This is a genomic window from Arthrobacter sp. TMN-50 (genome assembly GCF_054511125.1).
Genome location: NZ_JBTNDG010000004.1, coordinates 86,585 through 109,749, shown reverse-complemented (window position 1 = coordinate 109,749; position 23,165 = coordinate 86,585). Strand labels below are relative to the sequence as shown.

General features: G+C 64.3%; 21 protein-coding genes and 2 pseudogenes. 8 read left to right on the top strand and 15 right to left on the bottom strand.

The features are described from left to right. Positions 1-7: 7 nt before the first annotated feature. Positions 8-1,984: an APC family permease gene (locus ACX80A_RS07915; RefSeq protein WP_459259152.1), complete on the bottom strand. Its 1,977-nt coding sequence runs from the start codon at positions 1,982-1,984 to the stop codon at positions 8-10. A gap of 115 nt (positions 1,985-2,099) precedes the next feature. Between ACX80A_RS07915 and ACX80A_RS07910 the strand changes: the two genes are divergently transcribed. Both ACX80A_RS07910 and ACX80A_RS07905 read left to right on the top strand, forming a co-directional pair. After that, positions 2,100-2,774, top strand: coding sequence for a potassium channel family protein (locus ACX80A_RS07910; protein WP_459259225.1), 675 nt, complete (start codon positions 2,100-2,102; stop codon positions 2,772-2,774). Next, on the top strand, positions 2,771-3,487 hold the full coding sequence (locus ACX80A_RS07905; RefSeq protein WP_459259151.1) for a potassium channel family protein: 717 nt from the start codon (positions 2,771-2,773) through the stop codon (positions 3,485-3,487). The genes ACX80A_RS07910 and ACX80A_RS07905 overlap by 4 nt, the downstream gene beginning before the upstream one ends. Here the strand turns inward: ACX80A_RS07905 and ACX80A_RS07900 are convergent. The 4 genes from ACX80A_RS07900 to dut all read right to left on the bottom strand — a co-directional run bounded on the left by ACX80A_RS07900 (position 3,484) and on the right by dut (position 6,064). After that, positions 3,484-4,236 (bottom strand): DUF3159 domain-containing protein, encoded by a 753-nt coding sequence (locus ACX80A_RS07900; protein ID WP_459259150.1) that lies wholly within the window; start codon positions 4,234-4,236, stop codon positions 3,484-3,486. The two genes, ACX80A_RS07905 and ACX80A_RS07900, sit on opposite strands and share 4 nt — an antisense overlap. Continuing rightward, positions 4,233-4,613 carry a single stranded DNA-binding domain-containing protein gene (locus ACX80A_RS07895; protein ID WP_459259148.1) on the bottom strand — a complete coding sequence of 127 codons (381 nt, stop codon included), beginning with the start codon at positions 4,611-4,613 and terminating at the stop codon, positions 4,233-4,235. The genes ACX80A_RS07900 and ACX80A_RS07895 overlap by 4 nt, the downstream gene beginning before the upstream one ends. After that, the gene (locus tag ACX80A_RS07890) at positions 4,606-5,502 is read right to left on the bottom strand and encodes a DUF3710 domain-containing protein (protein WP_459259147.1); all 897 of its coding nucleotides are present in this window, start codon (positions 5,500-5,502) and stop codon (positions 4,606-4,608) included. Before ACX80A_RS07890 ends, ACX80A_RS07895 begins: the two co-directional genes overlap by 8 nt. A 67-nt stretch (positions 5,503-5,569) precedes the next feature. After that, on the bottom strand, positions 5,570-6,064 hold the full coding sequence (dut, locus tag ACX80A_RS07885; protein WP_459259146.1) for a dUTP diphosphatase: 495 nt from the start codon (positions 6,062-6,064) through the stop codon (positions 5,570-5,572). Positions 6,065-6,188: 124 nt separating this feature from the next. Between dut and ACX80A_RS07880 the strand changes: the two genes are divergently transcribed. After that, on the top strand, positions 6,189-6,653 hold the full coding sequence (locus ACX80A_RS07880; RefSeq protein ID WP_459259145.1) for a DUF3093 domain-containing protein: 465 nt from the start codon (positions 6,189-6,191) through the stop codon (positions 6,651-6,653). 12 nt (positions 6,654-6,665) lie between these two features. On the opposite strand, the gene ACX80A_RS07875 is transcribed toward ACX80A_RS07880, so the two are convergent. Next, entirely contained in the window at positions 6,666-6,965 is a 300-nt protein-coding gene (locus tag ACX80A_RS07875) for a DUF4193 domain-containing protein (protein WP_459259224.1), read from the bottom strand. 237 nt (positions 6,966-7,202) lie between these two features. Here ACX80A_RS07875 and sepH point away from each other — a divergent pair, with 237 nt between their 5' ends. After that, positions 7,203-8,516, top strand: coding sequence for a septation protein SepH (gene sepH / locus ACX80A_RS07870; protein WP_459259143.1), 1,314 nt, complete (start codon positions 7,203-7,205; stop codon positions 8,514-8,516). Between the two features lie 26 nt (positions 8,517-8,542). Here the strand turns inward: sepH and ACX80A_RS07865 are convergent, their stop codons facing one another. The 4 genes from ACX80A_RS07865 to ACX80A_RS07850 form a co-directional block, all read right to left on the bottom strand. Continuing rightward, positions 8,543-9,256 carry a thymidine kinase gene (locus tag ACX80A_RS07865; RefSeq protein WP_459259142.1) on the bottom strand — a complete coding sequence of 238 codons (714 nt, stop codon included), beginning with the start codon at positions 9,254-9,256 and terminating at the stop codon, positions 8,543-8,545. Next, positions 9,249-10,445 (bottom strand): alkaline phosphatase family protein, encoded by a 1,197-nt coding sequence (locus ACX80A_RS07860; protein WP_459259141.1) that lies wholly within the window; start codon positions 10,443-10,445, stop codon positions 9,249-9,251. The genes ACX80A_RS07865 and ACX80A_RS07860 overlap by 8 nt, the downstream gene beginning before the upstream one ends. Before the next feature lie 6 nt (positions 10,446-10,451). Continuing rightward, a complete protein-coding gene (locus tag ACX80A_RS07855) occupies positions 10,452-11,126 on the bottom strand; it encodes a DUF5998 family protein (RefSeq protein ID WP_459259139.1) in 675 nt (224 codons plus the stop codon). Positions 11,127-11,216: 90 nt separating this feature from the next. Further along, entirely contained in the window at positions 11,217-13,937 is a 2,721-nt protein-coding gene (locus tag ACX80A_RS07850) for a bifunctional acetate--CoA ligase family protein/GNAT family N-acetyltransferase (protein ID WP_459259138.1), read from the bottom strand. An 81-nt stretch (positions 13,938-14,018) separates the two neighbouring features. Between ACX80A_RS07850 and ACX80A_RS07845 the strand changes: the two genes are divergently transcribed. Continuing rightward, positions 14,019-16,499, top strand: coding sequence for a DNA gyrase/topoisomerase IV subunit A (locus ACX80A_RS07845; protein ID WP_459259223.1), 2,481 nt, complete (start codon positions 14,019-14,021; stop codon positions 16,497-16,499). 15 nt (positions 16,500-16,514) lie between these two features. Here ACX80A_RS07845 and ACX80A_RS07840 read toward each other — a convergent pair whose 3' ends face one another. After that, a complete protein-coding gene (locus ACX80A_RS07840) occupies positions 16,515-17,534 on the bottom strand; it encodes a GNAT family N-acetyltransferase (RefSeq protein WP_459259136.1) in 1,020 nt (339 codons plus the stop codon). A gap of 135 nt (positions 17,535-17,669) precedes the next feature. On the opposite strand from ACX80A_RS07840, the gene ACX80A_RS07835 reads away from it, so the two are divergent. Beyond that, positions 17,670-18,035 carry a BlaI/MecI/CopY family transcriptional regulator gene (locus ACX80A_RS07835; protein WP_459259135.1) on the top strand — a complete coding sequence of 122 codons (366 nt, stop codon included), beginning with the start codon at positions 17,670-17,672 and terminating at the stop codon, positions 18,033-18,035. Between the two features lie 4 nt (positions 18,036-18,039). Next, entirely contained in the window at positions 18,040-19,020 is a 981-nt protein-coding gene (locus ACX80A_RS07830) for a M56 family metallopeptidase (RefSeq protein ID WP_459259134.1), read from the top strand. 61 nt (positions 19,021-19,081) lie between these two features. Here ACX80A_RS07830 and ACX80A_RS07825 read toward each other — a convergent pair. Next, positions 19,082-20,392: pseudogene (locus ACX80A_RS07825) on the bottom strand (ISL3 family transposase). A gap of 155 nt (positions 20,393-20,547) precedes the next feature. Here ACX80A_RS07825 and ACX80A_RS07820 point away from each other — a divergent pair. Next, a pseudogene (locus ACX80A_RS07820) lies at positions 20,548-20,935 on the top strand (Asd/ArgC dimerization domain-containing protein); the annotation flags it as partial. Between the two features lie 284 nt (positions 20,936-21,219). Here the strand turns inward: ACX80A_RS07820 and ACX80A_RS07815 are convergent. The 3 genes from ACX80A_RS07815 to ACX80A_RS07805 form a co-directional block, all read right to left on the bottom strand. Further along, positions 21,220-21,654, bottom strand: a complete 435-nt coding sequence (locus ACX80A_RS07815) for a GNAT family acetyltransferase (protein ID WP_459259133.1) — start codon at positions 21,652-21,654, stop codon at positions 21,220-21,222. A 104-nt stretch (positions 21,655-21,758) separates the two neighbouring features. Further along, a complete protein-coding gene (locus tag ACX80A_RS07810) occupies positions 21,759-22,523 on the bottom strand; it encodes a class I SAM-dependent methyltransferase (RefSeq protein ID WP_459259132.1) in 765 nt (254 codons plus the stop codon). A gap of 2 nt (positions 22,524-22,525) precedes the next feature. Next, the gene (locus tag ACX80A_RS07805; RefSeq protein WP_459259131.1) at positions 22,526-23,056 is read right to left on the bottom strand and encodes a hypothetical protein; all 531 of its coding nucleotides are present in this window, start codon (positions 23,054-23,056) and stop codon (positions 22,526-22,528) included. Positions 23,057-23,165: the final 109 nt, after the last annotated feature.

Here is a 23,165-nt window from a genome sequence, read left to right as displayed (position 1 = left end):
GTCTGTGTCATTGGAGGTCCTGGAACTTTCGCGCGGCGTCGGATGATGCGAGCTGCCACGGCACACTTGCCACCATAACGCCCGGCTCAAAATGCAGCCGGGTTTTGATCCGCAGCGCTGTCTGGTTGTGCACCAGTTGCTCCCACCACCGTCCCACCACGTACTCGGGGATATACACGACGATCAGGTCCCGGGGCGAGTCGCTGCGGATGCTGCGGATGTACTCCATGATGGGCATGATCGTGTCCCGGTACGGCGAGGCGAGAACTGTGATTGGCACCGGAATCTCGTACCGTTCCCAGTCGCGCAACGTCCGCTCGGTTTCCTCGGGGTCAACATCGACGACGATTGCGTCCAGTTTGGAGGGCCGCGACGCGCGGGCGAATGCCAGTGCCCGCAACACAGGCTTGCGGACGTGGGACACCAGAATCACGGCGTGCACACGCGACGGCAGGGCGCGGGAAAAGGTGGAGTCGTCAAGGGCCAGTTCTCGCGCCACCTGGTCGTAGTGCCGCTTGATGCCGTGCATGACGGCGAACAGCACCACCATGGCCAGCACCGCCACCCAGGCCCCGTATTCGAATTTGGTGACCAACACCACCACCAGCACCGCAGCGGTCAGCACGAAGCCCACGGTGTTGATGAAGCGGGACTTCTTCATCCGCCACCTGCGCTTTTTGTCGGCGGTGCTGCGCAGCTCGCGGGTCCAGTGTTTGATCAGGGCTGCCTGGCTCGCCGTGAACGACACAAACACGCCGACAATATATAGCTGAACCAGCTGGGTCACGTCGGCGCCGAAGACCAGGATCAACAAGATGGCGCCAGCGCCCAGGGCGAGGATGCCGTTGCTGAAGGTCAACCGGTCCCCGCGAGTCCGCAACTGGCGCGGCAGGTAGCCGTCCTTGGCCAGGATCGATGCGAGCACCGGGAACCCGTTGAACGCGGCGTGACCCGCCAACACCAGGATCAGGGCGGTAGCCCCGACCACAAGGATGAACGGAAGCGTTGCATCGCTGAAAATGGTGCGGGCCAGCTGGCTGACCACAGGATTTTGGACGTAGTCAGCCGGTACGGGGTTGCCGTCCAGCCGCAGCTGTTCCTGCGGATTCTGGACCACATGGACCTTCGCCGCATTGGCAAGATAAATCACCCCAGCCATCATGGCGCCCGCGGTCAATCCTAGGATCAGCAGGGTGGAAGCGGCGTTCCGACTGCGCGGGGCCTGGAAACTGGGCACGTTGGCGCTGGGAACCTCGACGCCGGTCAGCGCCGCGGCGCCAGCGGAGAAGGCCCTTAGGATTAACAGCGCCCCGGCCAGGCCCACGAGGCCCGCATCGAGGGCGGGATCGGGGATGATCTCAAACCTGGCGCTGGGCGCCTCGCCCAGCGTGCCGGCGAGCCGCTGGATGATTCCGACGGCGCACATGCCGAGGATCGCTGCCAGGAAGACGTAGGTGGGGACCGCCAGGGCCAGAGCGTTCCGGGTAACCCCGCGCAGGTTCAGGAGAACGAGGACGACGACGCCGGTCACCGCAATCGTCGTCTGCCCACCAGCCAGTCCCGGCGCCAGGGCAATCAGGTAGTGGGCGGCAGCCGAGACGGAGACGGCCACCGTGAGCACGTAATCGATCATCAGCGCCGATGCCACAGTGAGACCCGCCGAGCTGCCCAGATTACGGCGAGCAATCTCGTAGTCACCGCCTCCCGTGGGGTAGGCATGGACTGCCTGCCGGTAGGACGCAATCACCACGAGCAGCACCACCAGAACGGCCAGCCCCACCCACGGCGAAACAGACACTGCGGCGAGGCCCGCAAGGGCCAGGGTTAAGAGTATTTCGTCGGGTGCGTACGCCACCGAGGAGAGGGCATTAGCCGAAAAAACCGGCATCGCGATCCGCTTTGGCAGGGTCTGATGCCGCAGCCGGTCGTTGCGGAACGGCTTGCCCACCAGCACCCGCTTGACGGCTTCGAAGAAAGTCAGCACAGCCCACAGACTAGCGCGTTTCGGCCGCCGCAACTCCATTAGGCTGGGTGCAGCGGACGTAAGGCCCCCGAAGAGGGCCGCGTTGACAATTCGGTTCGAACGGCAGGTGGCACGGGTGGCGCATTTTGTGATCATGGGGTGTGGCAGGGTGGGCGTCAGCCTTGCCCACACGTTGGATGAGTCAGGGCACACCGTGGCCATCATCGATCAGGATGACCGTGCCTTCCGCCGGCTGAGGGGGTCCTTTGGCGGCCGGAAGGTAACCGGCGTCGGCTTTGACCGGGACACCCTGAAGAACGCCGACATTGAGAACGCGTATGCCTTCGCCGCGGTGTCCAGTGGCGATAACTCGAACATTCTCGCCACCCGGGTAGCCCGGGAAACGTTTCATGTGCCGCACGTGGTGGCACGGATTTATGATCCCGGCCGCGCCGAAATCTACCAGCGGCTCGGGATCCCCACGGTTGCAGCAGTCCGCTGGAGCGCCGATCAGGTGCTGCGCCGGATCCTCCCGGAGCAGAGCATCAACGGGGACTTCAGGGAGACTTCGGGGCGCCTGATCCTCGGTGAACTAGCCCTCCACGATGGTTGGCTCGGCCGGTCCCTGGCTGACATTGAGGCGGCCTCGGGTATCCGCATTGCCTACCTCACCCGGTTCGGTGAAGGTATGCTGCCCACCTCGGAGACCAGCTACCAGGAGGGTGACATCGTGCACGCCATGATGAAGACCGACGCCACCGACGACATTGGGCGCATTCTGACCAAAAAACCTGTGGAGGAATCCGAGTGAGAGTAGTTATTGCGGGTGCTGGGAGCGTTGGCTCATCGATCGCCAAGGAGTTGCTGTCCAATAACCACGAGATCCTTCTGATTGACGAGAAACCCGAGGTGATTGGCCGCAGCGGTCTCAAAGGCGCCAAGTGGCTCATCGGCGACGCCTGCGAGTTGACCACCCTCAAGGATGCCCGGCTGGATGAAGCCGACGTGGTGGTGTCCGCCACCGGCGATGACAAGGTGAACCTGGTGGTGTCCCTGCTTGCCAAAAGTGAGTTCGGGGTGGGGCGGACCGTCGGCCGGGTCAACAACCCGAAGAACGACTGGATGTTTGACGACTCGTGGGGCGTCGACGTCGCCGTTAACACGCCCCGCCTGATGACTGCCCTGGTGGAAGAGGCCGTGGAGATCGGCGACCTGGTGCGGCTGCTCACCCTGCAGAGCGGCGTCACCTCAATTGTGGAGTTCACGGTCCCCCAGGAGTCTCCGATCGTGGGCCGGACCCTTGGCTCATTGATCCTGCCGGAGGACTGCACCGTGGTCGCGATCCTGCGCGATGACGCATCGATTACGCCAAGCCCTGACGACGTCGTCGAACCCGGTGACGAACTGTTCCTGATTGCCGCGATCGCCGCTGAGGATGCGCTGCGCAGCGTCCTCCTCGCAGTGCCCGGTGAGACTGACGTCCCGGACGAGGGCGCGCCGATTAACGCGCCGGGCCTGCCCTAACGTCCTCCCTGAACCCCGGGTTCCTGCGACTCGGAATTGGTCGGTTTTGCCGCCGGACGCGACACCAGCCAGGCAAGCCAAAGCCCTAATGCGTAGAGCGGGAGGCCCATGATCAGCCTCGTGGTGCCCAGCGCCACAAAGTTTTCGGCGAAGTACAGCGGCATCTGCACCGCGAGCCGCAGGCCGAGGACGGTGATGATAATCCAGGTAGCAATGATGTAGGCCTTGACCCGCAGTGGGTCCTTACGCCAATCGACGCCCTCACCCCTAATGAATCCAAACAGCAGCCCAGCGATTGGCCAGCGGGCCGCAATGGAAATCACCATCACGATGATATAGGCGCCGTTGGTGAAAAACCCGGGGACGAAGAAGTCCTCCGCGTTGCCGGTTCGGCCGGCCACGAAGGCGCAGATAGCGACGCCGATCAGTCCTGAGAGTGCCTGGGTGAGGGGGCTCCGCGATACCAGTCGAATGATCGAGAAGAGCGCTGCTACCGCGATGGCGGCGATCAGGGCAGTCCGCAGGTCCTGGTTGATGGTGAAAATGACCGTGAAGATCAGTCCCGGCAGGATGCTTTCCGCCAGGCCACGAACACCGCCAATTGATTGGAGCACATCGATCTGGCCGTTCTCGGCGCGCTGCATCCCCGACTTGGCTGCGTACTGTTCGGCGAGCTCGGCCGCTGTGGGCGCCTGGCGGCGTGCTGGATCGTCCCCGGGCGGGGAGTTGGGTGGTTGGGGTGTGCTCACTGCTGTGCCTCCGGACGGCCAATAATTTCGTAACGCGGATTGTAGATCGTGGGCATCCCGTCGACGGGGCTGACCATTCCTTCAAACGCTATCTGGGTTCCCGCGTCTATCCCGGGGACCCGCCGCTGCCCAATCCAGACCAGGCGCACCTGGGCCGATTGACGGCGTGCCCGGTTGTCCCGACGATCGGCCCCGGTCACTGCTGGCGGGTCGTCATCCGAAACCACCGCAGCGAACTGCGGTGCCGAGCCGTGCGGCATGATGGTGATTCGTGAGATGAATCCCCGCGCACGGGCACGCCCCCGGGCGGGGAGGTCCGCGACGGTCGCCGGACGGCGCCGTGCGCTCAGGCCATCCGGCCACGGTCGGTCAGCCAATGTGGGTGATCTCGGGTCCGCGCTTCAGCGGATCAGTGAGATCTGGTGTCTGCTGCGTGGGCTCGGCCTGGGGTGCCGTCGCCGTCTCCTTCGGCAGGCGCAACTGGAGCAGTTCACGTGGTGGAAGTGGGTGATCTCCCCTGACCACCACCACATTGCGAAACAGCTCCTCGATCGGTGCGGCCGCTTCACGGTTGATGGCTGCTGGTCCGCCGATCACGCCGCGGAGGAACCAGCGTGGACCGTCCACTCCGACGAAGCGGGCCACCCGGTAGCCCGGCTGGCCCTCGGGCGTCTGGGCCGGCAGCTTGGCGACCAGCTCGGTGCCAAATGCACCAACCCGGTCCTGGACCGTGCCGCCCTGCGACCCGACCGAGACGCCAATCTGGGAACGAATTTCATCCCAGAGTCCGTCAGTCCGAGGCGCGGCAAAGGCCTGCAACTGCAGATTCGACCCATTGAGGTCCAGGGTGACGGCGATGACCCGCTTGGTTTTTTCCTCCACCTCGAGGCGCAGCTGAAGACCTTCGGCGGCACCGATGCGCAGCGCCCCGAGGTCAATGTAGCCAGCCTCCGAAGCCTTCTCGGAAAGGTCGAACGGGCCGTTACTGCGGGAGACGACGACACCCGCCACCGGTTCGGCAGGGTTGGCCGGTTCTGCCGCGTCTGCCGGTTCGACCGGTTCGGCTGACGCGGCAGAACCGTTGGCTGGAGCGACGGCGTCGCTGGCTGCAGTAGCTGACTCGGCAGGCACAACTGGTTCAACCGATTCTGGCGACGCGGCCGCCTCAGCGGAACTTGCTTCAGATACCTCGACCGGCGCATCAGCGGGTGTCGTGTCTTCCGCCGGGAGGGTTGGCTGCTTCTTCTTCAGGCGCCCAAAAACCATGATTGGGTTCCTTTCCTTGGGTGTGTGGGACCCCCTGTCAGGGGCTCCAATCTATTTATCCTTGAGGTTATGCGTGGGTTGGCTGGGCTGCAGCGTTCACGCTGTAGCCGCCGGTGGAACCGAACCCCGCGCTACCGCGGACCGATTCTGGGAGCTCTTCCACCACGGTGAAGTCCGCGTGTTCCACCCGCTGGATGAGAAGTTGGGCAATCCGGTCCCCTCGGTGGAAAGTCAGGGATTCGGTCTGGTCGGTGTTGAGCAGCGTGACTGCAATTTCGCCACGATATCCAGCGTCGATCGTGCCTGGAGCGTTCACCACAGTCACCCCGTGCTTCGTTGCCAGACCCGACCGCGGATGGATCAATCCGACGTAGCCGTCAGGCAAGGCGATGGCTACTCCGGTAGGTACCAGCGCACGCTCCCCGGGTGCCAGCCGAAAGTCGATGCGGGTCCGGAGATCGGCCCCGGCGTCGCCTGGCTGCGCGTACTCAGGTGGTGGGATGTCGCCGTCGAGCAGTGTGATCTGCACGGGAAGTCTCCGCTGTGGGTCCAGCACGTTCATACTCCAGCTGCCTCGATGATTCGGGTTAGGCCTTCACTGTAGCGCGAAAACCTGAGCGACAGCCGGGCGCCACGTGTTGCGGCGCGGGGATGAAGTAGGCCAGGAAATCTGGGATGGTTGGGGTATGTCAACACCCACGTCAGGATCACCGGTCGGCACGGTACATTACGAGGAGAGGCTGTGGCCGGCACCCTGGATCTGGCTGGTGGCCGCTGGCGCGGCCGGGGCGTCGGTGGTCACGTTTGCCCCGATCAATCTGACCACTGGATTTATTGCGGCTACCGTTATCGCCATCGTCCTGGCCACGATGCTGGTGCTCTCCACCCCACGGATCGTCGTGTCGGCAACCCATCTCACGGTGGGACGGGCCACTATCGAACGTCGCTTTCTGGGTGAGGCGTCAGCATATCTGGGCGACGACGCCACCGCGCAGCGAGGTCCGCTGCTCAATGCGACCGCCTACCTATGCATCCGCGGCTGGATCTCCCCGGTGGTGCGGGTGGCGATTACCGACCCAGACGACCCCACGCCTTACTGGTTGGCATCTACCCGGCGTCCTGACGAACTGTTGGCAGCCCTCAAGAGCTGACCAGTAAGTCGGTCAGCTCTCGCAGTCGCTGCAATACGCGAGGTCGCCGGCGTGCCTGGCGATCTGCGAGCGGTGGCGCACCAAGAAGCAGGAGGCACAGGTAAATTCGTCGGCCTGCGCCGGGACGATCCGCACCTGGACTTCCTCAGCGGAGAGATCAGCTCCGGGGAGTTCGAAAGAATCGGCGGCCTCAAGTTCGTCCTCGTCAACCACCGGTGACTGGTAGTCAGCACGATGCGCCTTCAATTCATCGATCGAGTCCTCGCCAGCGTCGTCGTGGGGGGTTCGTGGCGTGTCGTAATCAGTCGCCATAGCTAGGTGTTCACTCTCCGGTGTTCTGAGGTTGCTGGACTCTGGGCTGCCCGCCGTCGAGTCCAACGCTGGCAGGCGGCTTTTTGTGCCCGTCTGCAACAGATTGTTGCCGAACAATCCACTTTCAACCCAATCGGCGCCGAAAGTTCCGCGCCACACCATTGGTGTAGTAGGCATGTCGGCGAACAGGTGGCAGAGTTTCAGGGTAAGGAAGCAATGTCGGCTCGGAGGATTTTCATGCAGGAACTACGGCTGGTGGGTGTTCACGAGGATGGTGGACATCTGCTCCTGAACGGCGAGGACGGCTTCAGTTTCAGTCTGCCGATCAACGAGGCGCTGCGCATGGCGGTTTCCCGTCCCATGGAACACCAAAAAATCAGTACCCCGCCCCCACCGGTTGGTAAACCCGTCGTTCCACTCTCCCCCCGCGATATCCAGTCCCGGATTCGCAGCGGCGCGACAGCCCAGGACATCGTCAACGAGTCGGGACAGGATCTTGCCCAGGTGCTCCGCTACGAGAGCCCTGTGCGCGCCGAACGTGATTACATGGCCATCCTGGCGCAGCGGGTGGAAGTATCCTCACCCCTCCCGTCCCATGACGGTTACCGCTCGGCTTTCGGCGAAAATCCCGCACACCTCGGCGACATGGTCGCTTACCGGCTGCAGGCCTACGGTGTGGATTCCAACGCGGTGGAGTGGGACGCCTGGCGTCGACCCGATGGACTCTGGAACGTCGTTGCACGGTTTGACCTGGCAGCAGACACCCGGGTCACTGTGGGCGAGGAACCACCGGCCCAGTGGACTTTCAACCCGAGCCGGAAAACGGTCCTCAACACCAACCGGTGGGCCCAGTTGCTCAGCGAGCTGGAGCCGCTGGACGGCCCACTGCCCTCGCGGAAACTCAGCGCCGTCGCCGATCACGTGTTCGACTTCGAAGCCCAGAAAACTCCGGAGGCAGCTCCCGAGGAGGAGGCCTCCGACAACCTTCTCGATGTGCTCCGGTCACGGCGCGGTCAACGGCTCGGGGTGGACGAGGACGGCGACGACGCCCTGGCTCATCTGCTGGCCAAGGGCAGCATCCCTGCCGCCCATCCCCGCCCCCCGGAGGGCGATGAAACTGACACCCCAGACTCATCTATTGATGACGACGCCGAGCCGCACAGGTTCGCAGGCCTGAGCCTCGCTCCATCAGTTGCCGACGACGTCGGGTCCGGCATGGACAGCAAGGCGACCTACCGGGACGGCTCTGCGTACAATGACGGATCTGCGTACAATGACGGATCTGCGTACAGCGACGGGTCACCGCGGTTGTTTGACTCGGTGAGCACCGAAACGCGGGAAATCAGCATCTTCGCCCGACCCACCCCGCCAGCTCAACTGGCCGCCAGTCAGGAAAAAACGCCGCAGGACCGGGGATCGGCTCAGGTTCGTCCTGCCGCCACCGACGCCTCACCAAAGCCGGCCGAAGAACCGGCCGACCGAAAGATCCGCCCGAAGCGATCGAGTGTACCCAGCTGGGATGAAATCGTTTTCGGCACCAAGAGCGACTAGTTTTTCAGGCCGATCGGGCAACCAAGTTAGCGGGAAAACGGTAGCAGGACCTCTTGGCTTTTCATTGCTGTCGCGGTCCTGAGTGTCACCCGCCGGGTGTGATGGCGCCGGCATAGCGTCTCGTACCCGGTGACCGGGGAATGCGGGGCATCGGCCGCTTCCCCGACGATGGGTAACTCGGGTTGCAGGGGATCCCGTGGCGCTATCAGCAGCTCGACGTCTCCCATCACCACCTGATCACCCTCAACCACCATCACACCGTCGACGGTCCGCGCATTGTGGGTGGCCCGTCGGCCGCACCAGCAGAGCGCCTCCACCTGGAGGACCTGGACCCGGTCAGCGAGTTCGATCAGCCGCTGCGACCCCGGGAACAGCCTGGTCCTGAAATCTGAGGTGATCCCGAATGCGAAGACGTCGACATCCATCTCGTCGACGATGCGGGCCAACTGGTCAATGTGCTCGCCCGTGTAGAACTGAGCCTCGTCGCAGATCAGGTAGTCCACCCTTTCGGCGCCGGTACGCCGCCTGACAATCTCAGCCCAGAAGTCGGTCAGGTCGGTGACTTCGACGGCGCCGGTCTGCAAGCCGAGCCGGCTGGAGATCATCGCCTCCCCCGCGCGGTCATGGGAGCTGAAGAGCAGCCCGGCTCGACCTCGGGCGCGGTGGTTGTGGTCCATTTGCAGGGCGAGCGTTGATTTGCCGCAGTCCATGGTCCCGGAGAAGAAAATCAGTTCAGCCACGGGAGCCCTTCCCGCCGGGACGGTTCAGTGTCAGGAGCGGCACGTCCCGTTCGGCGCGGGTGAGCGAGCCGTGCTGGCCGACCACCTCCATCGCCGACGCGGAGGTGCGGCGCCGGTCGTAGAACGCGATGGGTTCCCGTGCCGCGACCATCAGGTCTCCGATCCGGGGCCGCACCCGCTGGTCGACCTGGCCAAACAGGCCGGCGGCGACCGCCTGATCGCGGGTGAAGATCCAGGCGAACTGGCCGTAGGCGTCCCGCCAGGCTTTGAGGAGCCGTTCACGACCCTGGATCGACAGGTCAGGCTCGAGGTACAGATGCAGCATTCGCGGCTCGCCGGCTGTGTGCGCCACCCCGTCAATCAGCGCCGGTTCGGTGGAGAAATCGTAGCGGTGCGACGCGTCGACGTCGACCATCCCGTGGTCGGCGGTGAGCAGCAGCAGTGTGTCGGAGGGCACGCGGGCGGCCAGCGTCTTGACGGCCGCATCGACGTCCTCCAGCTGATTGCCCCACTCGGCCGAGCCGCAGCCGTACCGGTGTCCGGCCTTGTCCAATTCGTTCAGATAGAGGTACACCAGAGACCGGTCGGCTGCGGCGAGTTGCTCATGGGCGGCGCGGATCCGGGCCTGAAGGGTGCCCGCGGCGACATAGCTGCCGCCCCTGAGCGCTGCCCTGGTCATTGCCGAATCGGCGAACTTGGGCAGGGACACACTGACCACTGGAAGCTGGCTTGCAGCCTGTTCGAAAACCGAAGGGTACGGTTGCCACCGCAGCGGGTCCACCCCTGCGTCCCAGCCGCCCAACATATTGACCACCTTGTTCTGGTCGGGGTCCAGAACGTCGTAGCCCACCAGCCCGTGCATGCCCGGCGGCAGCCCGGTCCCCAGGCTCCCCAAAGACGCGGCAGTAGTTGAGGGAAATGCAGAACCGATGGTTCGCGAACTTTCCAGATGCTGGCGCAGGAACGGGGCGTGTCCCCCGCGCTTCTTCAGCAGGGTCAGGCCAAGCCCGTCGACCACTACCACGCAGACCCGTGATGCTGCAGGGAGACCCAGCGCGTTGCTGAAGGGTCCCGACGACGAGTTGAGCCCCAGGGCGGCTGCCGCGCTGGTGAAGACCTCCGCGACGGTGCTGCGGCCATAGGCGGGTGCCGCCGGGAGGGCGTCCCGGTGTCCGTTGTCGTGTTCCACCAGCGGTTAGCCCTCGTGGTGGGTGCGGCTGAAGCGGGCGCCAAGTCCGGGCTGCCTACGGGGCGCCGGGGGGACAGTGCTGGCGGCGGACGGGGTCACCGGGTTGGCTGTGTTGACCTTCCGGAGGGCCCGGGCGAAGGACTTCGCGTTCTGGACTGCCTGCATGCCGTCGGCTTCCGCGCTGACTCGCAGCACAATGTCCTCCTGGGAGACGGTGCCGGTGTACCCGTGATCGGCGTCGCACTGTGGGTCGCTGCACCCGGCGGGACCCATATCGAGCCGCTGACCGCCGGACCAGGCGATGGCAAGGGTGAGCTCGCGTGCCTGGTCGGACGGCTTGTAATCCTGTGGCTGGGCGTACAGGTAACTGAGCACCACCGAGCGGATCTGGCTGACCGGCACCGATTCGGTGGAAACCTGAGCCATCATCTGCTGCCCGTCCTCGTCCAACTGCTGGTCGTCAACGTGGGTGATCACCAGCATGTCCTCGGTGAGAACCAGGACCGTGATATGACGGTGCACCTCATTGCGTTCGAAGTGCGTTTCGAGGTGCACCACGTGGGAGAGCGGTTCCCGGCCGTCGAGGGCGTCGTGCACCGTATCTGCGACCAGTCGCGGGTAAAAACCCGCCCGTTCCAGCGAGGCGTCGAGGCTGCGGCGTTCAGCGGAAAGCGATGTCATACCTCCAGTTTCCCCCACCCGGGCACCCGCTGCCTAACCCAGAGACCAGCGGGGCGCGCCGCCGACATTGCGCCGTCAACCGCTCAGCGATCAATCCCGCATAGCGCGGCGGGCACTGTCGGTGCGCCGCTGCGGGTTGCCCACCAGGATGTCCGTGCTGAGGATAACCAGTCCAGACGCCGAGACCAGCACCGGATTGAATTCGAGCAGGGCAATTTCCGGGTGCCTGTCCTTGAGCACGGCCACCCTGCCGATCAGGTTTTCGAGCGCCGCGATGTCGGTGGCGGGCAGTCCGTGATACCCAAATAACTTCCGTGAGGCGCGGGGGGCCCTGACCAGGTCCGAGATATCCACGGTCGACAGCGGCGGGATGCTGTGGGCCCAGTCGTCGAGGAGGTCGACGGCGTCGCCCGCCAGTCCGAAGGAGAGCACCGGCCCCAGCAACGGATCCTCGATCGCACGGAGCGTACAGGCCTGGCCGGAGGGCGCCATGGACTGTACTTCCATGCCACTGACTCCGAAGGGTGCCAGCACTTTCTCCATCTGGGCGATGTTCTGCCGGAGCGAGTCGGCGTCCTCGATGTTCAGCCGGACCCCGCCAAGATCGAGTCGGTGCCGGAGGTGTTCGTCGACGGTTTTGATGACCACCGGCCAGCCGAGCTGGTCCGCCGCCGCCACCGCCTCGTCGGCAGTGGTGAACCGGATGGCGGGGAGGAGCGCGACACCGTAGTGGCCCAGTAGAGTGGCGGCTTCGGTAGGGTCCAGTCGGGTCAGGCCATCACCGTCGACCCGGATCAGGGCTTGACGGAGTACCGCCGCCGCCGCGTCCGGGTCGACGTCCGACGGTTCATGGAACCCGCCGTTGTCCCGGGAGCGCCAGCGGGCATAGGTTACCACCGCGGTCAGTGCCGCGACAGCTGCCCCGGGCCCCGCGTAGCACGGCAACCCCCGCTGGCTCGGGAGTGATTCCTGATCGGCCTGGGCCACCTGCGGTCCGGCGGGGGTGGCCAGCAGGCCGTCGGATTGCACGGCGGGGTCAAGGATGCCAGCGAAGGATGCGATAACGGGTTTGTGAGCGGTCTCGGCGCAACCCCTGAGGCAGTTGGCGATGGCTTCGACGGTCAGCCCTGGCGCGGGGAGCAGGGCGACGACCGCCGAGTGCACCCCGTCCTCAGCGAGCGCCTCCAAGACCGCCTGCTGCAGGGCGGGCAGGGCGATGGATTGGCCGGTGTCCAAATCGAGGTCGGTCACGAGCCGTCGCACGTCAAGCGCCTGGGCTGCTGCGGCGTCGGCCACCACCTTGCCGAGGGCGAGCGAATTGCTGAAAACCGCGAGACCCGGACCCGCCGGGAGCGGCTGGCTGACCAGAATCTGTGCAATGTCAACGAGCTGGGCAGTGGTCTCCACCCGGATCACCCCGGACTGCCGGAGCATTGCGTCGAGGGCGCCGGCGGGCGCCTGGGTGGTGCGCACTGCGTGACCGGGCGGCAACTGGAGGCCCATCACATCGGACTTCGCCACGATCACCGGTTTGGTTTTGGAGAGTCTCCGGGCAATCCGGGAAAACTTGCGCGGGTTTCCAACCGATTCGAGATACAGTCCCACGGCCCGGGTGGACGGGTCGTCTTCCCAGTACTGCATGGCGTCGTTGCCCGAGATGTCCGCACGGTTGCCGGCGGATACAAAGGAGCTGAGTCCCAGCCCGCGACGCCCGGCTGCCGCGTAAAGGAGGACGCCGATGGCTGCAGACTGGCTGAACAGGCCCAAGGTGCCGGCGGCGGGCAGGGCTGGTGCCATCGACGCATTGAGGCGGACGTCGGGATGCGTGTTGACCAGGCCCAGCGATGCCGGTCCCACCACCCGCATGCCGTAGGCCCTCGCCCGGTGCACCAGGGTTCGTTGGCGCGCCAACCCGTCAGCGCCGTCGTCGGCGAACCCGGCGGTGGCCACGAGGAGGCCCTTCACACCGGCTGCCCCGCACTGGTCCACAACAGCAGCTACCTGGTCGTAGGGGACGGCGATCACCGCCAGATCCACCGGCCCGGGCACCTCGGCGATGGAGGCGAAGGAAATCATGCCTGCCAGCTCAAAGGCTTCGGGGTTCACCGCATACACGTCGCCGGTGTAGCCGGCGTCGATGATGTGTTCGAGGAAGGCGTACCCCACGGTCCCCCACTCACGGCTGGCCCCGATGACCGCTACCGACGACGGCGAGAGCAGGTCGGCGACGCTGCGTGCCTCGGCGCGGTGTTCGCGGGATTCCATCACGGCGCGGGACTTTTCGGTGGGGTCAATGTTGAACTGGAGCATCACCACGCCGTCGTCGAACCGCCGCTGCACTTCGTAGCCGGCCTCGGCGAACACAGTGATCATCTTGCGGTTCTCCGGCAGCACCTCCGCCGAGAATCGGCTGATGCCGTTCTCCCGCGCGGCAGCAGCGAGGTGTTCGAGCAGGATGGACCCGAGGCCCCGGCCCTGGTGCGCGTCGGAGACGTTGAAGGCCACCTCCGCCTCGGTGGGGTCGTCGAGGCGGTCGTACCGGCCGATGCCCAGGATGTCGGTGCCGCGGGTGACGACGAATGCCACCCGGTCCTGATGATCCACCTCGGTGAACCGTTTGAGTTCTTTGCTGCTCAGCGACGACTTGTAGGTGAAGAACCTCAGGTAGATGGAGTTCTCGGATTGCTGCATGTGAAAGTGCTGCACCGCCGCAGCATCATCGGGTGAAATGGGCCTCAAATGCGCCGTTGCGCCGTCCCGCAACACGACGTCGGCCTCCCAATATTCCGGGTAATGTCCGCCAGCCGCCATAGACTCACCCTAATGGGCGTTCGGCGCCCACGTCATTACCTTGGCAGCAGACCCCTTCCACAACCCGAGGACCACCCGATCATGGCCAGGCGCCAAAGCACAGCAGCCCCGGTGGACTACACCGAAAAAATCATCGACATTGACGTGACTTCCGAGATGGAAGGCTCCTTCCTGGAGTACGCGTACTCGGTGATCTACTCCCGGGCGCTGCCCGACGCGCGGGATGGGCTCAAGCCCGTTCAGCGGCGCATCCTGTACATGATGACCGATATGGGGTTGCGCCCTGACCGTGGCCATGTGAAGTCGGCCCGTGTGGTCGGCGAGGTGATGGGCAAGCTCCACCCGCACGGTGATGCAGCAATCTACGACGCCATGGTCCGCATGGCGCAGGACTTCTCGCTGCGCCTGCCCTTGATCGATGGGCACGGCAATTTCGGATCGCTCGACGACGGCCCGGCCGCCCCCCGCTACACCGAGGCGCGCCTCGCTGCCGCCGCCCTCACGATGACCGACCACCTTGACGAAGACGTGGTGGACTTCGTCCCCAACTATGACAACCAGCTCCTGCAACCGGAGGTGCTCCCGGCGGCCTTCCCCAACCTGTTGGTCAACGGTGCGACCGGCATCGCCGTCGGGATGGCCACCAACATGGCCCCCCATAATCTGGGCGAGGTGATTGCGGCGGCAAGGCATCTGATCGCCAACCCCGACGCCGGTCTGGATGACCTCATGCGCTTCATCCCGGGGCCAGATCTCCCCAGCGGGGGCAAAATTGTGGGACTTGAGGGGGTACGCGACGCCTACGCCACCGGCAGGGGGTCCTTCAAGACCCGTGCCACCGTGGGAATCGAACAGCTCTCGGCCCGGCGCACCGGTCTGGTGGTGACCGAACTTCCCTACACTGTGGGGCCGGAAAAGGTCATCGAGAAGATCAAGGACGCGGTTACCTCCAAGAAGCTGCAGGGAATCTCGGACATTGTCGACCTGACGGACCGCCGACATGGGCTGCGCCTGGTGATCGAGCTGAAGAATGGCTTCAATCCCAACGCCGTCCTCGCCCAGCTGTACCGGTACACCCCGATGGAGGATTCCTTCGGGATCAACAATGTGACCCTCGTCGACGGACAGCCCCGGACACTCGGGCTGGTGGAACTGCTCCAGGTCTACATCAAGCACCGGCTTTCGGTGGTCCGCCGGCGTACCGCCTACCGGCTGGGCCGGAAGAAAGACCGGTTGCACCTGGTCGAGGGCCTCCTGATTGCGATAGTGGATATCGATGAGGTCATCCAGATCATCCGCTCCTCGGATGAGTCGGCGCAGGCCCGGGAACGGCTGATGTCGATTTACGATCTGAGCGAGCTGCAGGCCAACTACATCCTCGAACTGCGCCTGCGTCAGCTGACCAAGTATTCGCGGATCGAGCTGGAAAAGGAGCAGGACGAGCTGCGCAGGGAGATTGCCCTCCTGGAAGAGCTCCTCGGATCCGAGGAACGGTTGCGTGCCCTCCTGTCCGAGGAACTTGCCGAGGTGGGGACGAAGTTCGCCACCCCGCGACGCACCGTGCTGCTGGCGTCCGAGTCGAGCGCTCCACTGAAGGGCACCGTCATGCCAGCGGTAGTCGCCCCGGGGGGGAAGGTTGCGCCGCTGCCCCTGGAAATTGCCGACGACCCCTGCTGGGTGATCCTCTCGACGTCGGGACAGTTGGCCCGCACATCCTCCCAGGAGGAATTCGGGGAGGGCGGGCAGCGCGTCAAGCATGATGTCTTCCGGTCGGTGATCCGCTCGACTGCCCGGGCCGAGGTGGGGGCTGTCACATCGGCCGGACGCATGCTGCGTCTTCAGGTGATGGATATGCCGGCCCTGGCGCCGACCGCGGGGATCCCGAATCTGGCCGGTGGGGTGCCGGCGCAGGAGTTCATGACCCTCGGCCCCGGCGAAACCCTGGTGGGGTTGGCCCCGCTCGATGCGGTGGTTGCCCTGGGCAGCGCCCAGGGTATCGTCAAGCGGGTGGTGCCCGAGTACCCACTCAACCGGGACGAATGGGAGATTATTTCCCTGAAGCCGAAAGACAGGGTGGTGGGTCTGGCGATGGCCAGCGACCAAGACGAGTTGGTCTTCATCACCGCCCAGGCGCAGCTGCTGCGTTTCCCTGCTTCGGCGGTCAGGCCGCAGGGACGCACCGCAGGGGGCATGGCAGGGATCAAGCTTGGCTCAGCCGACTCGGTCATCCACTTCGGTTCGGTCGGCGCTGAGGACGCGGCCGCCGTCGTCGTCACGATCGCCGCGGCGAGTGGCGCACTGCCGGGAACCTCGCCCGGGTCGGTCAAGGTGACCGACTTCGCCGAGTACCCGGTCAAGGGCAGGGCCACCGCTGGGGTCCGTGCACATCGGTTCCTCAAGGATGAAGACGGATTGCTGCTCGCCTGGGCGGGGCATGGCCCGGCGAAGGCGGCTTCGGCGACCGGCGTGTCACGGGCCCTCCCCACCGAGCATGGGCGCCGGGACGGGTCCGGGGTGGCATTGAGCCAGTCGGTCGACGCCATCGGACCCAACCCGGCGTAAACCATCGATGGGATGTCAGCCTTCGATGGGCAATTCGTAGACCCTTACACGATGAGTGGGTTCGTAGCCGAGGCGTTCGTAGAGGCCAAGGGCGCCGGAGGGGTTTTCGGTATCCACACCCAACCCGGCGTGCTCCATCCCGTCGGCCTTGAAGCGTCGCATCGCCTCGGCCAGGAGGGCCGGGGCGAGGCGGAGGCCCCGCCAGTTACGTCGCACCCCCAGCAGGTCGGTGTAGCCCTCGGTGTGGCCCAGCAATTCCCGCGACGCCGAATCGAAGCTGGCCAGCTGGTAGGCGGCAACCTCACCGGTGGCCTCGTCCACCACGGCCAGGCTCCACTCGGGCCTGAACTCGGGGTGGGTCACGGTGTGCCGCCACGACTCCTCGTCGCGTGGTTCACTGCCCCAATGGTCCTGGAACGCCTCATTGTGGGCCAGCCGGACAGCTTCGGAGAGCTGGTCGGTGAAGGTCACGATCTGCAGGCCCGGGTTGATCTCGACGACGGGGATCTCGGCCTCCAAGGACCGGGTCATTTCCGTGAAGTACCTGACCACTGTGTTCCCGGTTGCCTCCATCAGCGCGAGCTGCGACGGGACCCTCTCCTCGGCGTAGGTGCGGAGGACCCCTGCCGGGGCGCCGCCGTCGTCGGCGTCGGCGTCGTCGTCGTCGTCGGCAAGACAACGGCTGGCCCGGCCCGCCTGCCACGCGTAGAGGGCCGCGCCGATGCCCTTGCCCCGCCAGGCGGGATCCACCCCGCCCATGCTGTGAATCACGGTGGAGCCGGGGTTTCGCCGGATTGCACCAACGGCTCGGGGGACGCCGCCCCCATCGAACCCCAGGAGCGTGTCTTTCGCTGGATCGGTCTTCGACGACTCGAGGATTTGTTCGAGGTCGGCTCGCTCCTCGATCCAGTCGGGTTTATCCTCATCGGCCATGCGGAGCAGCAGGTCATGCCACTGGCCGATGTCGTTCGGTGTGATGGGACGCCACTGCAGGGGCGTCCCGGAGGGAAAGAAGTCCGACACTGACGTGGTCATGGCAAAAGCGTAAAACACTCCTGGGCGCCGAACCACCCATTCGAGCCCCGGGTGCCTGTTCTACCGCATGTAGAACCTTGCCGGAAAAGGGAGTAGATTTGGATGTGTTATCCACACTTGGAATGAAGGACGTGCATGGCCACCCTCGGAGAACTTGAACGCACAGTGATGGATCTGCTGTGGGGTAACCCCGGGGCTCTGACGGCCAACGCATTGCGCGATTTATTGGCGTTGGCCACCGATGAGGCAGCAGGCAAGGAACTCGCCGTGACGACGGTGCTCACTGTGCTGTCCAGGCTGGAGAAAAAGGGGCTCGTGGAGCGCGAGCGGGAAACCCGTCCGCACCGCTATCGGGCGATCACCAGCCGGGAAGAACATACCGCCGAGCTGATGCACGAAGTCCTCGTCACAGCTCCAGACCGGGAAGCCGTGCTGGCGCGGTTCATTGGCAGCGTTTCCGACAGCGAGGCACAGGCTCTGCGTAAACTGCTCGGCAGCTAAGCGGATGTTTTGGGCCGCCCATTTTCTGGCTGGGCTCGCCGTCGTCCTCGCCTGGCCGGCGCCTGTTGCATTGTCGCGGGCCAAGTGGCCCACCCGGGCTCCGTTCACTGCCATGATCCTGTGGCAGGCGATAGCGCTGGCCGGCGGCCTGTCCATGATCGGCGCCATGTTGGTGTGGGGCCTTGACCCTCTTGGGGACAATCTGGTGGAGGCGCTCGGCCGACTCGGGGACCTGATGTTCGCGAACCAGCCTGCCGCCACCCTCGGCCTGGTGCACGTTTTTGCCCTGAGTGCCGCTGGTCTGTTGGGCGCGCACCTGATCTTCACCCTCCTATTGACTTATGCCAAGATTCGGGGGCAGCGTAAACGGCACCGCGACATGCTGAACCTGCTCAGCTCACCGGCGGTAAACCGGCCAGCAACGCTGGTGATCAATCACCCCACCCCGGTGGCATACTGTCTCCCCGGGGGAGCCCGCTCGGTGACAGTCCTCTCCGACGGGCTGCTCGACCTGCTGACAGCCGCCGAACTCGACGCGGTGCTGGTGCATGAGCGGGCTCATCTGAATCAGCGGCATCATCTGCTCCTGTGGGCGTTTGCCTCGTGGCGTGCAGCGTTACCTTGGCTACCCACCTCCCAACTGGCGCAGCGCGCCGTCAACGAGCTGATTGAGATGCTCGCCGACGACGAAGCGCTGAAACGGGTCAGCGAACCCGTGCTGGCCCGCGCCATAGCGATCGTGGCGTCAGGGTCGCTTCCCGATCCGGATATTGTCTGCCCGCCCGAGGATTCGGTGGCGGCTGTTGCGCTCACTCCCGGCGCGCCCGACGACCAGGACACCGGAGCTACGGTCAACAGAATCCGACGGCTACTCGCCCCGCAGCCGTCGCTGTCGATCTTGCAGCAGACCACGGCATTCGGCCTCTCAGGCCTGCTGCTGGGAGTTCCCACGCTGCTGTTGATCGCGCCGTGGGTGCTGGGCTAGCACTTGCTGCCTCACCAGCGAGACGATGAAGTAACGCGCGGGGTGGAAGTTAAGCGGCTCTTCACAATGGAGGGTGTAGTTTCGGTCTGAATCCGCCGGATTCCAGGAGTGATCTGGCGACATAGTTGGTGAGGTTGCGGAAGCCGAGGGCGGAGCCGCGGAGGTGTTCGAGTCGTCCGTTGATTGCTTCGGTGGGTCCGTTGGACGTGCCGGGGGGCGGTCGAAGTAGGCCAGGATGTCGGGGGCTCGGCGTTTGAGGGTCCGTCCGAGGCTGATGGCCTCGGTCAATACGCTGGGAACGCCGTGGCTGACGGATTCGATCAGCTTGCTCATCAGCTCTCTGCCACTGGCGCGGTCTGGTTCGCGGTAAGCGGCGATCATGCGCTGGTAGATTCCCCAGGTCGCTTCGACCTCAACGTGCTCATCGGCCGCGAACAGATCAGTGAGCCGGTCTTTTTGCTTATCGGTGTGCAAATCAGCTCCCGTATGCAGGGTCCGTCGTGCACGGTAGAGCGGGTCATCCTTGCGGCCACGGTGACCGTGGGTACGCTGCTGGATCCGACGCCGGCACCCATCAAGGGCGTCGCCGGCCAGACGGACCACATGGAACGGGTCCATCACCGCGATAGCCTCGGGGAGCTCTTCGTTGGTGGCGGTCTTGAACCCGGTGAAGCCGTCCATCGCGACGACTTCCACGTCCTGACGCCAAGATGAGTCGCGTTCGGCCAGCCAGTCCTTGAACACCTGCTTCGAGCGCCCTTCGACCATGTCCAGCAGCCGCGCCGGCCCGGTACCGTCCCGGATCGGGGTCAAATCGATGATCACCGTCACGTATTTGTCGCCGCGGCGGGTGTGCCGCCAGACGTGCTCATCGACGCCGATGACCTTCACCGCCGTGAACCGGTCCGGGACATCAATGAGGACCCGCCTTCCCTCGGCCAAGACCGCGTCGTTCGCGGTGTTCCAGGACACGCCGAGACCCTTCAGCGACACGGGCGACGGTGAGATGCTGACACACGATGCCCTCTAACGCCCAGCGCAGCCCCCGGCGGGAAAGCTTCGCCCTCGGCTGGGCGGCCTTCGTCGTGTCTTGGCGCCACACATGCCCGCACCCGGCGCACCGGTACCGCCGGACCCGGATCAACAACGTCGTCGGTCGCCACCCCAACGGCTCGTGCGCGAGTCGGCGGATCACCGTGTCCCGAGGTACGCCCTGGCACCCGCAGCGCCGGCACCAGTCATCGGGCGCGACCACCCGACACGCGACCACCGCCCGACCGGGCTCCAAACACTGGCCAACGGCTTCCAAACCAACCGCGTCAAGGCGGCAAAACGTAGTCAGGTCGGGGCGAACAAAGGTAGCGTTAGACACGTCGGGGTCTTCCAGATGGGTTGTGTGAGAACTTCCATCATCGGGAGATCCCGACCCCAATCACCGGACCGACGCGCCGACCCCGACTACACCCTCCATTGTGAAGAGCCGGTTATGCAGCGCTTGTGGCCGAGTGCTCAGTCCCATAAGCCAGTGAGGAACAGAAGCTATGCCACGAGAGCCGAAAGACCTTCGAACTGCCCGAGTTGTTGGTCAGCGGCACTTGCACCCGTGTCCCCGTCCTGACCGAGCACTCGTTATCCATCAACGCGGAGTTCGCCAGTCCGCTGTCCGTCGGTCGCGCGATTGAACTTCTCAAGCGAGGCACCAGGCGTCACCCTTACCGAAGTTCCTACGCCTTTGAAGGCTGCTGGCCTGGATGTATCCCTTGTTGGGCGGCTTCGAGCTGATGAAGGAGCACCGACAGGTAGGGGCCTGGCCATGTTCATTAGCGGGGACAATCTCCGCAAAGGCGCGGCGCTGAACGCCCTGCAAATCGCCGAACTAGTAGCCGCATCGAGAACGGCACCACTAGTGTCCTAGCTTCAAAGCCCCTCAGCCCCGCGCAGCCGCTTAATCTGAAGCGTCGGTTCTCAGCAATACGATCTAAGGCCTGCTCGGGACGAGTTAGCCATCCGGCACTACTTTCACATGAGCATGGCGGGCGCCGACGTGACTGGGCGTTGGAGCGCAGGAGGATCCGATTCTTCGGACGGAGGGACGTGCATCACCTGGACGTGTTGGTGGATGCCCCTTGCCGACGCACAACGCGTGCTCGTCCCAGGATTCGGTGGCCTACTCGGCGTAATGCTCGAAGGTGATATGGCTTAGCGGAGGATGCTTCGCTGTCCGTTGTTCAGCCACTTAGCCCTCACCTGTACGTCCGAAAGCTCGTAACCGAGCTGCTCATAGAAACTGATCACCGGTTCATTGGTGGTGCGAATCATGAGTTGCACTTTGACAGCGCCGCGTTCAATCAGCCACTGCTCACAAGCCTCCATCATCATCCGACCCAAACCGTGTCCCTGCTTATGCGGGGCGACCGCTAAGTAATAGACCCACCCGCGATGACCATCGTGTCCCACCATTGCGGTAGCAACCAGGTCACCATCCATGGAAAGGCTGAGAACAGTGGACGATTCACCGCCAATCGCGCGTAGAAGATCAGCCATCGGGTCATTCCAAGGACGTGTGAGCCCTGTGACTTCCCACAGCGAGATGGCATCGCTGTAGTGATTTTCCAATAGGGTCGAAGCGTTCATTCCGCTGAGTGTATGCCACTCCCTATCTCGGCAGCGAAGCGCCGTAAGCCCATCCCCACTGCAACACGTACTGGGTCCTGCGTGCCTTCGATATGCTCAGCGGCTTAGGTCCGTGGGTTTGCTTCGACAACCATGATTAGTTCTGTGGCGGAGCCTGTGAATGGTGCACCATTCCAGTCTCTCCAAACGTTCGCCACCATTAGACCCGCATGGTTCAAGTCCGCCGTGATTTGGTCGAGCGTGCGGAACTGAAGACGCTGCTCGACGTCGACTATGTGGCCTGCGTCAATGAACTCGTTATGACATTGCATCGTGACCACTCCGTCGGGGGTAGGAGCCGTTGTCGTCGTCGTTTCCCAGAGTCGGCCGACGACGGTGTTTCGCTCGGATCCTGCGTCGTTCCATTTAGTCCAGGCCCGTGCTTGTGGGTTGCGGGTTTCGAAGGCCAGCACTCCTCCTGGTTTCAAACCCCGAGCGATGTCCTTCAAGGTGGCATGCCAGTCCTCGCCAAGGATGTGCATGGCGACGTTTCCAGTCATGATGGCCAGGTCATTTTCTCCGGCATCGATCAGATTCGATGTGCCTAGTCGCCATTCAACTGAGGCCCCCTTTGGCCGAGATGAGGCCCGCGCGAGCATGGCAGCTGCTGGGTCGATACCGATGACCGTTCGTCCCGGAGCAGTAAGTGTGACGGTAAGGATGCCCGTGCCGCATCCGAGGTCTGTGATTCGAGTTGCATTGAGGTTTGTTGCTAGCGCGCGGTAGTAGTCATGGTCGCGGCCATCGGGGTTGTCGGCGTCATATATCGCTGCCAAGAGATCGTCGTTGTATTCGTCATAGCTGTCGCGTTGCCCGGTCAGGTGAGCCATCGTCAGTGCAAGCTCTTGGCGTTTGCGATGAGTTCCTTAAGCTGCGCCTCCGTCGCACCCTTCCGCCGCCACAAACGAAGGTTGTTAGCGAAGTCCCGGGCCCACGTGTTCAACGGGGCACCTGCGGCAACGATCGCGTCAAGATCGGCATCGCTGCTAGGGGTTTTCGGCGCTAGGGCGAGCTTCCGCATGGATTCTGTACTCTGGACGAGGCCGGCGACGCGCTCGGCCTCAAACCATTCGGCGAGCAGGTCGTTGTCGTGTTTCGGACTAGATGCCTCCAACAGGGTGAGGCCGACGCGGAGGTCCCTGAGCGGTTCAGCTACTGACTCGGCTCGGAGGTTGATGGTGTTCAGCGTCGCGAGAGCAATTAGGGCTCGAACAAAGGCCCCATCACTGCGCTCTTCAGATCGGGCGGCCGCGGCGGCGATGCGCTCGGACTTCGCGAGGCCGACTGCGACCCACGTGGAGATGATGATCGCGGCGGCAGGGACAGCAATCCCAGTAATGATCTCCCGAGTTGAGTTGTCCATGCAATCACAGTAGGGCTGCCGCGGGTCCGCTGCGCGCATCCGTACCTCTGACGGCGGGTTGCTGCGGCGCTCGTAAGCCGGTCCCCCACCGCGACACATTCTCTCCACT

Bases quoted from the DNA above. Each gene is read 5' to 3' on its own strand.
- ACX80A_RS07880 (WP_459259145.1), top strand. From the start codon at position 6,189: ATGTCAACACCCACGTCAGGATCACCGGTCGGCACGGTACATTACGAG.
- dut (WP_459259146.1), bottom strand. From the start codon at position 6,064: ATGAACGTGCTGGACCCACAGCGGAGACTTCCCGTGCAGATCACACTG.
- ACX80A_RS07855 (WP_459259139.1), bottom strand. From the start codon at position 11,126: ATGACATCGCTTTCCGCTGAACGCCGCAGCCTCGACGCCTCGCTGGAA.
- ACX80A_RS07830 (WP_459259134.1), top strand. From the start codon at position 18,040: ATGTTTTGGGCCGCCCATTTTCTGGCTGGGCTCGCCGTCGTCCTCGCC.
- sepH (WP_459259143.1), top strand. From the start codon at position 7,203: ATGCAGGAACTACGGCTGGTGGGTGTTCACGAGGATGGTGGACATCTG.
- ACX80A_RS07840 (WP_459259136.1), bottom strand. From the start codon at position 17,534: ATGACCACGTCAGTGTCGGACTTCTTTCCCTCCGGGACGCCCCTGCAG.
- ACX80A_RS07805 (WP_459259131.1), bottom strand. From the start codon at position 23,056: ATGGACAACTCAACTCGGGAGATCATTACTGGGATTGCTGTCCCTGCC.
- ACX80A_RS07875 (WP_459259224.1), bottom strand. From the start codon at position 6,965: ATGGCGACTGATTACGACACGCCACGAACCCCCCACGACGACGCTGGC.
- ACX80A_RS07835 (WP_459259135.1), top strand. From the start codon at position 17,670: ATGGCCACCCTCGGAGAACTTGAACGCACAGTGATGGATCTGCTGTGG.
- ACX80A_RS07890 (WP_459259147.1), bottom strand. From the start codon at position 5,502: ATGGTTTTTGGGCGCCTGAAGAAGAAGCAGCCAACCCTCCCGGCGGAA.
- ACX80A_RS07845 (WP_459259223.1), top strand. From the start codon at position 14,019: ATGGCCAGGCGCCAAAGCACAGCAGCCCCGGTGGACTACACCGAAAAA.
- ACX80A_RS07810 (WP_459259132.1), bottom strand. From the start codon at position 22,523: ATGGCTCACCTGACCGGGCAACGCGACAGCTATGACGAATACAACGAC.
- ACX80A_RS07850 (WP_459259138.1), bottom strand. From the start codon at position 13,937: ATGGCGGCTGGCGGACATTACCCGGAATATTGGGAGGCCGACGTCGTG.
- ACX80A_RS07815 (WP_459259133.1), bottom strand. From the start codon at position 21,654: ATGAACGCTTCGACCCTATTGGAAAATCACTACAGCGATGCCATCTCG.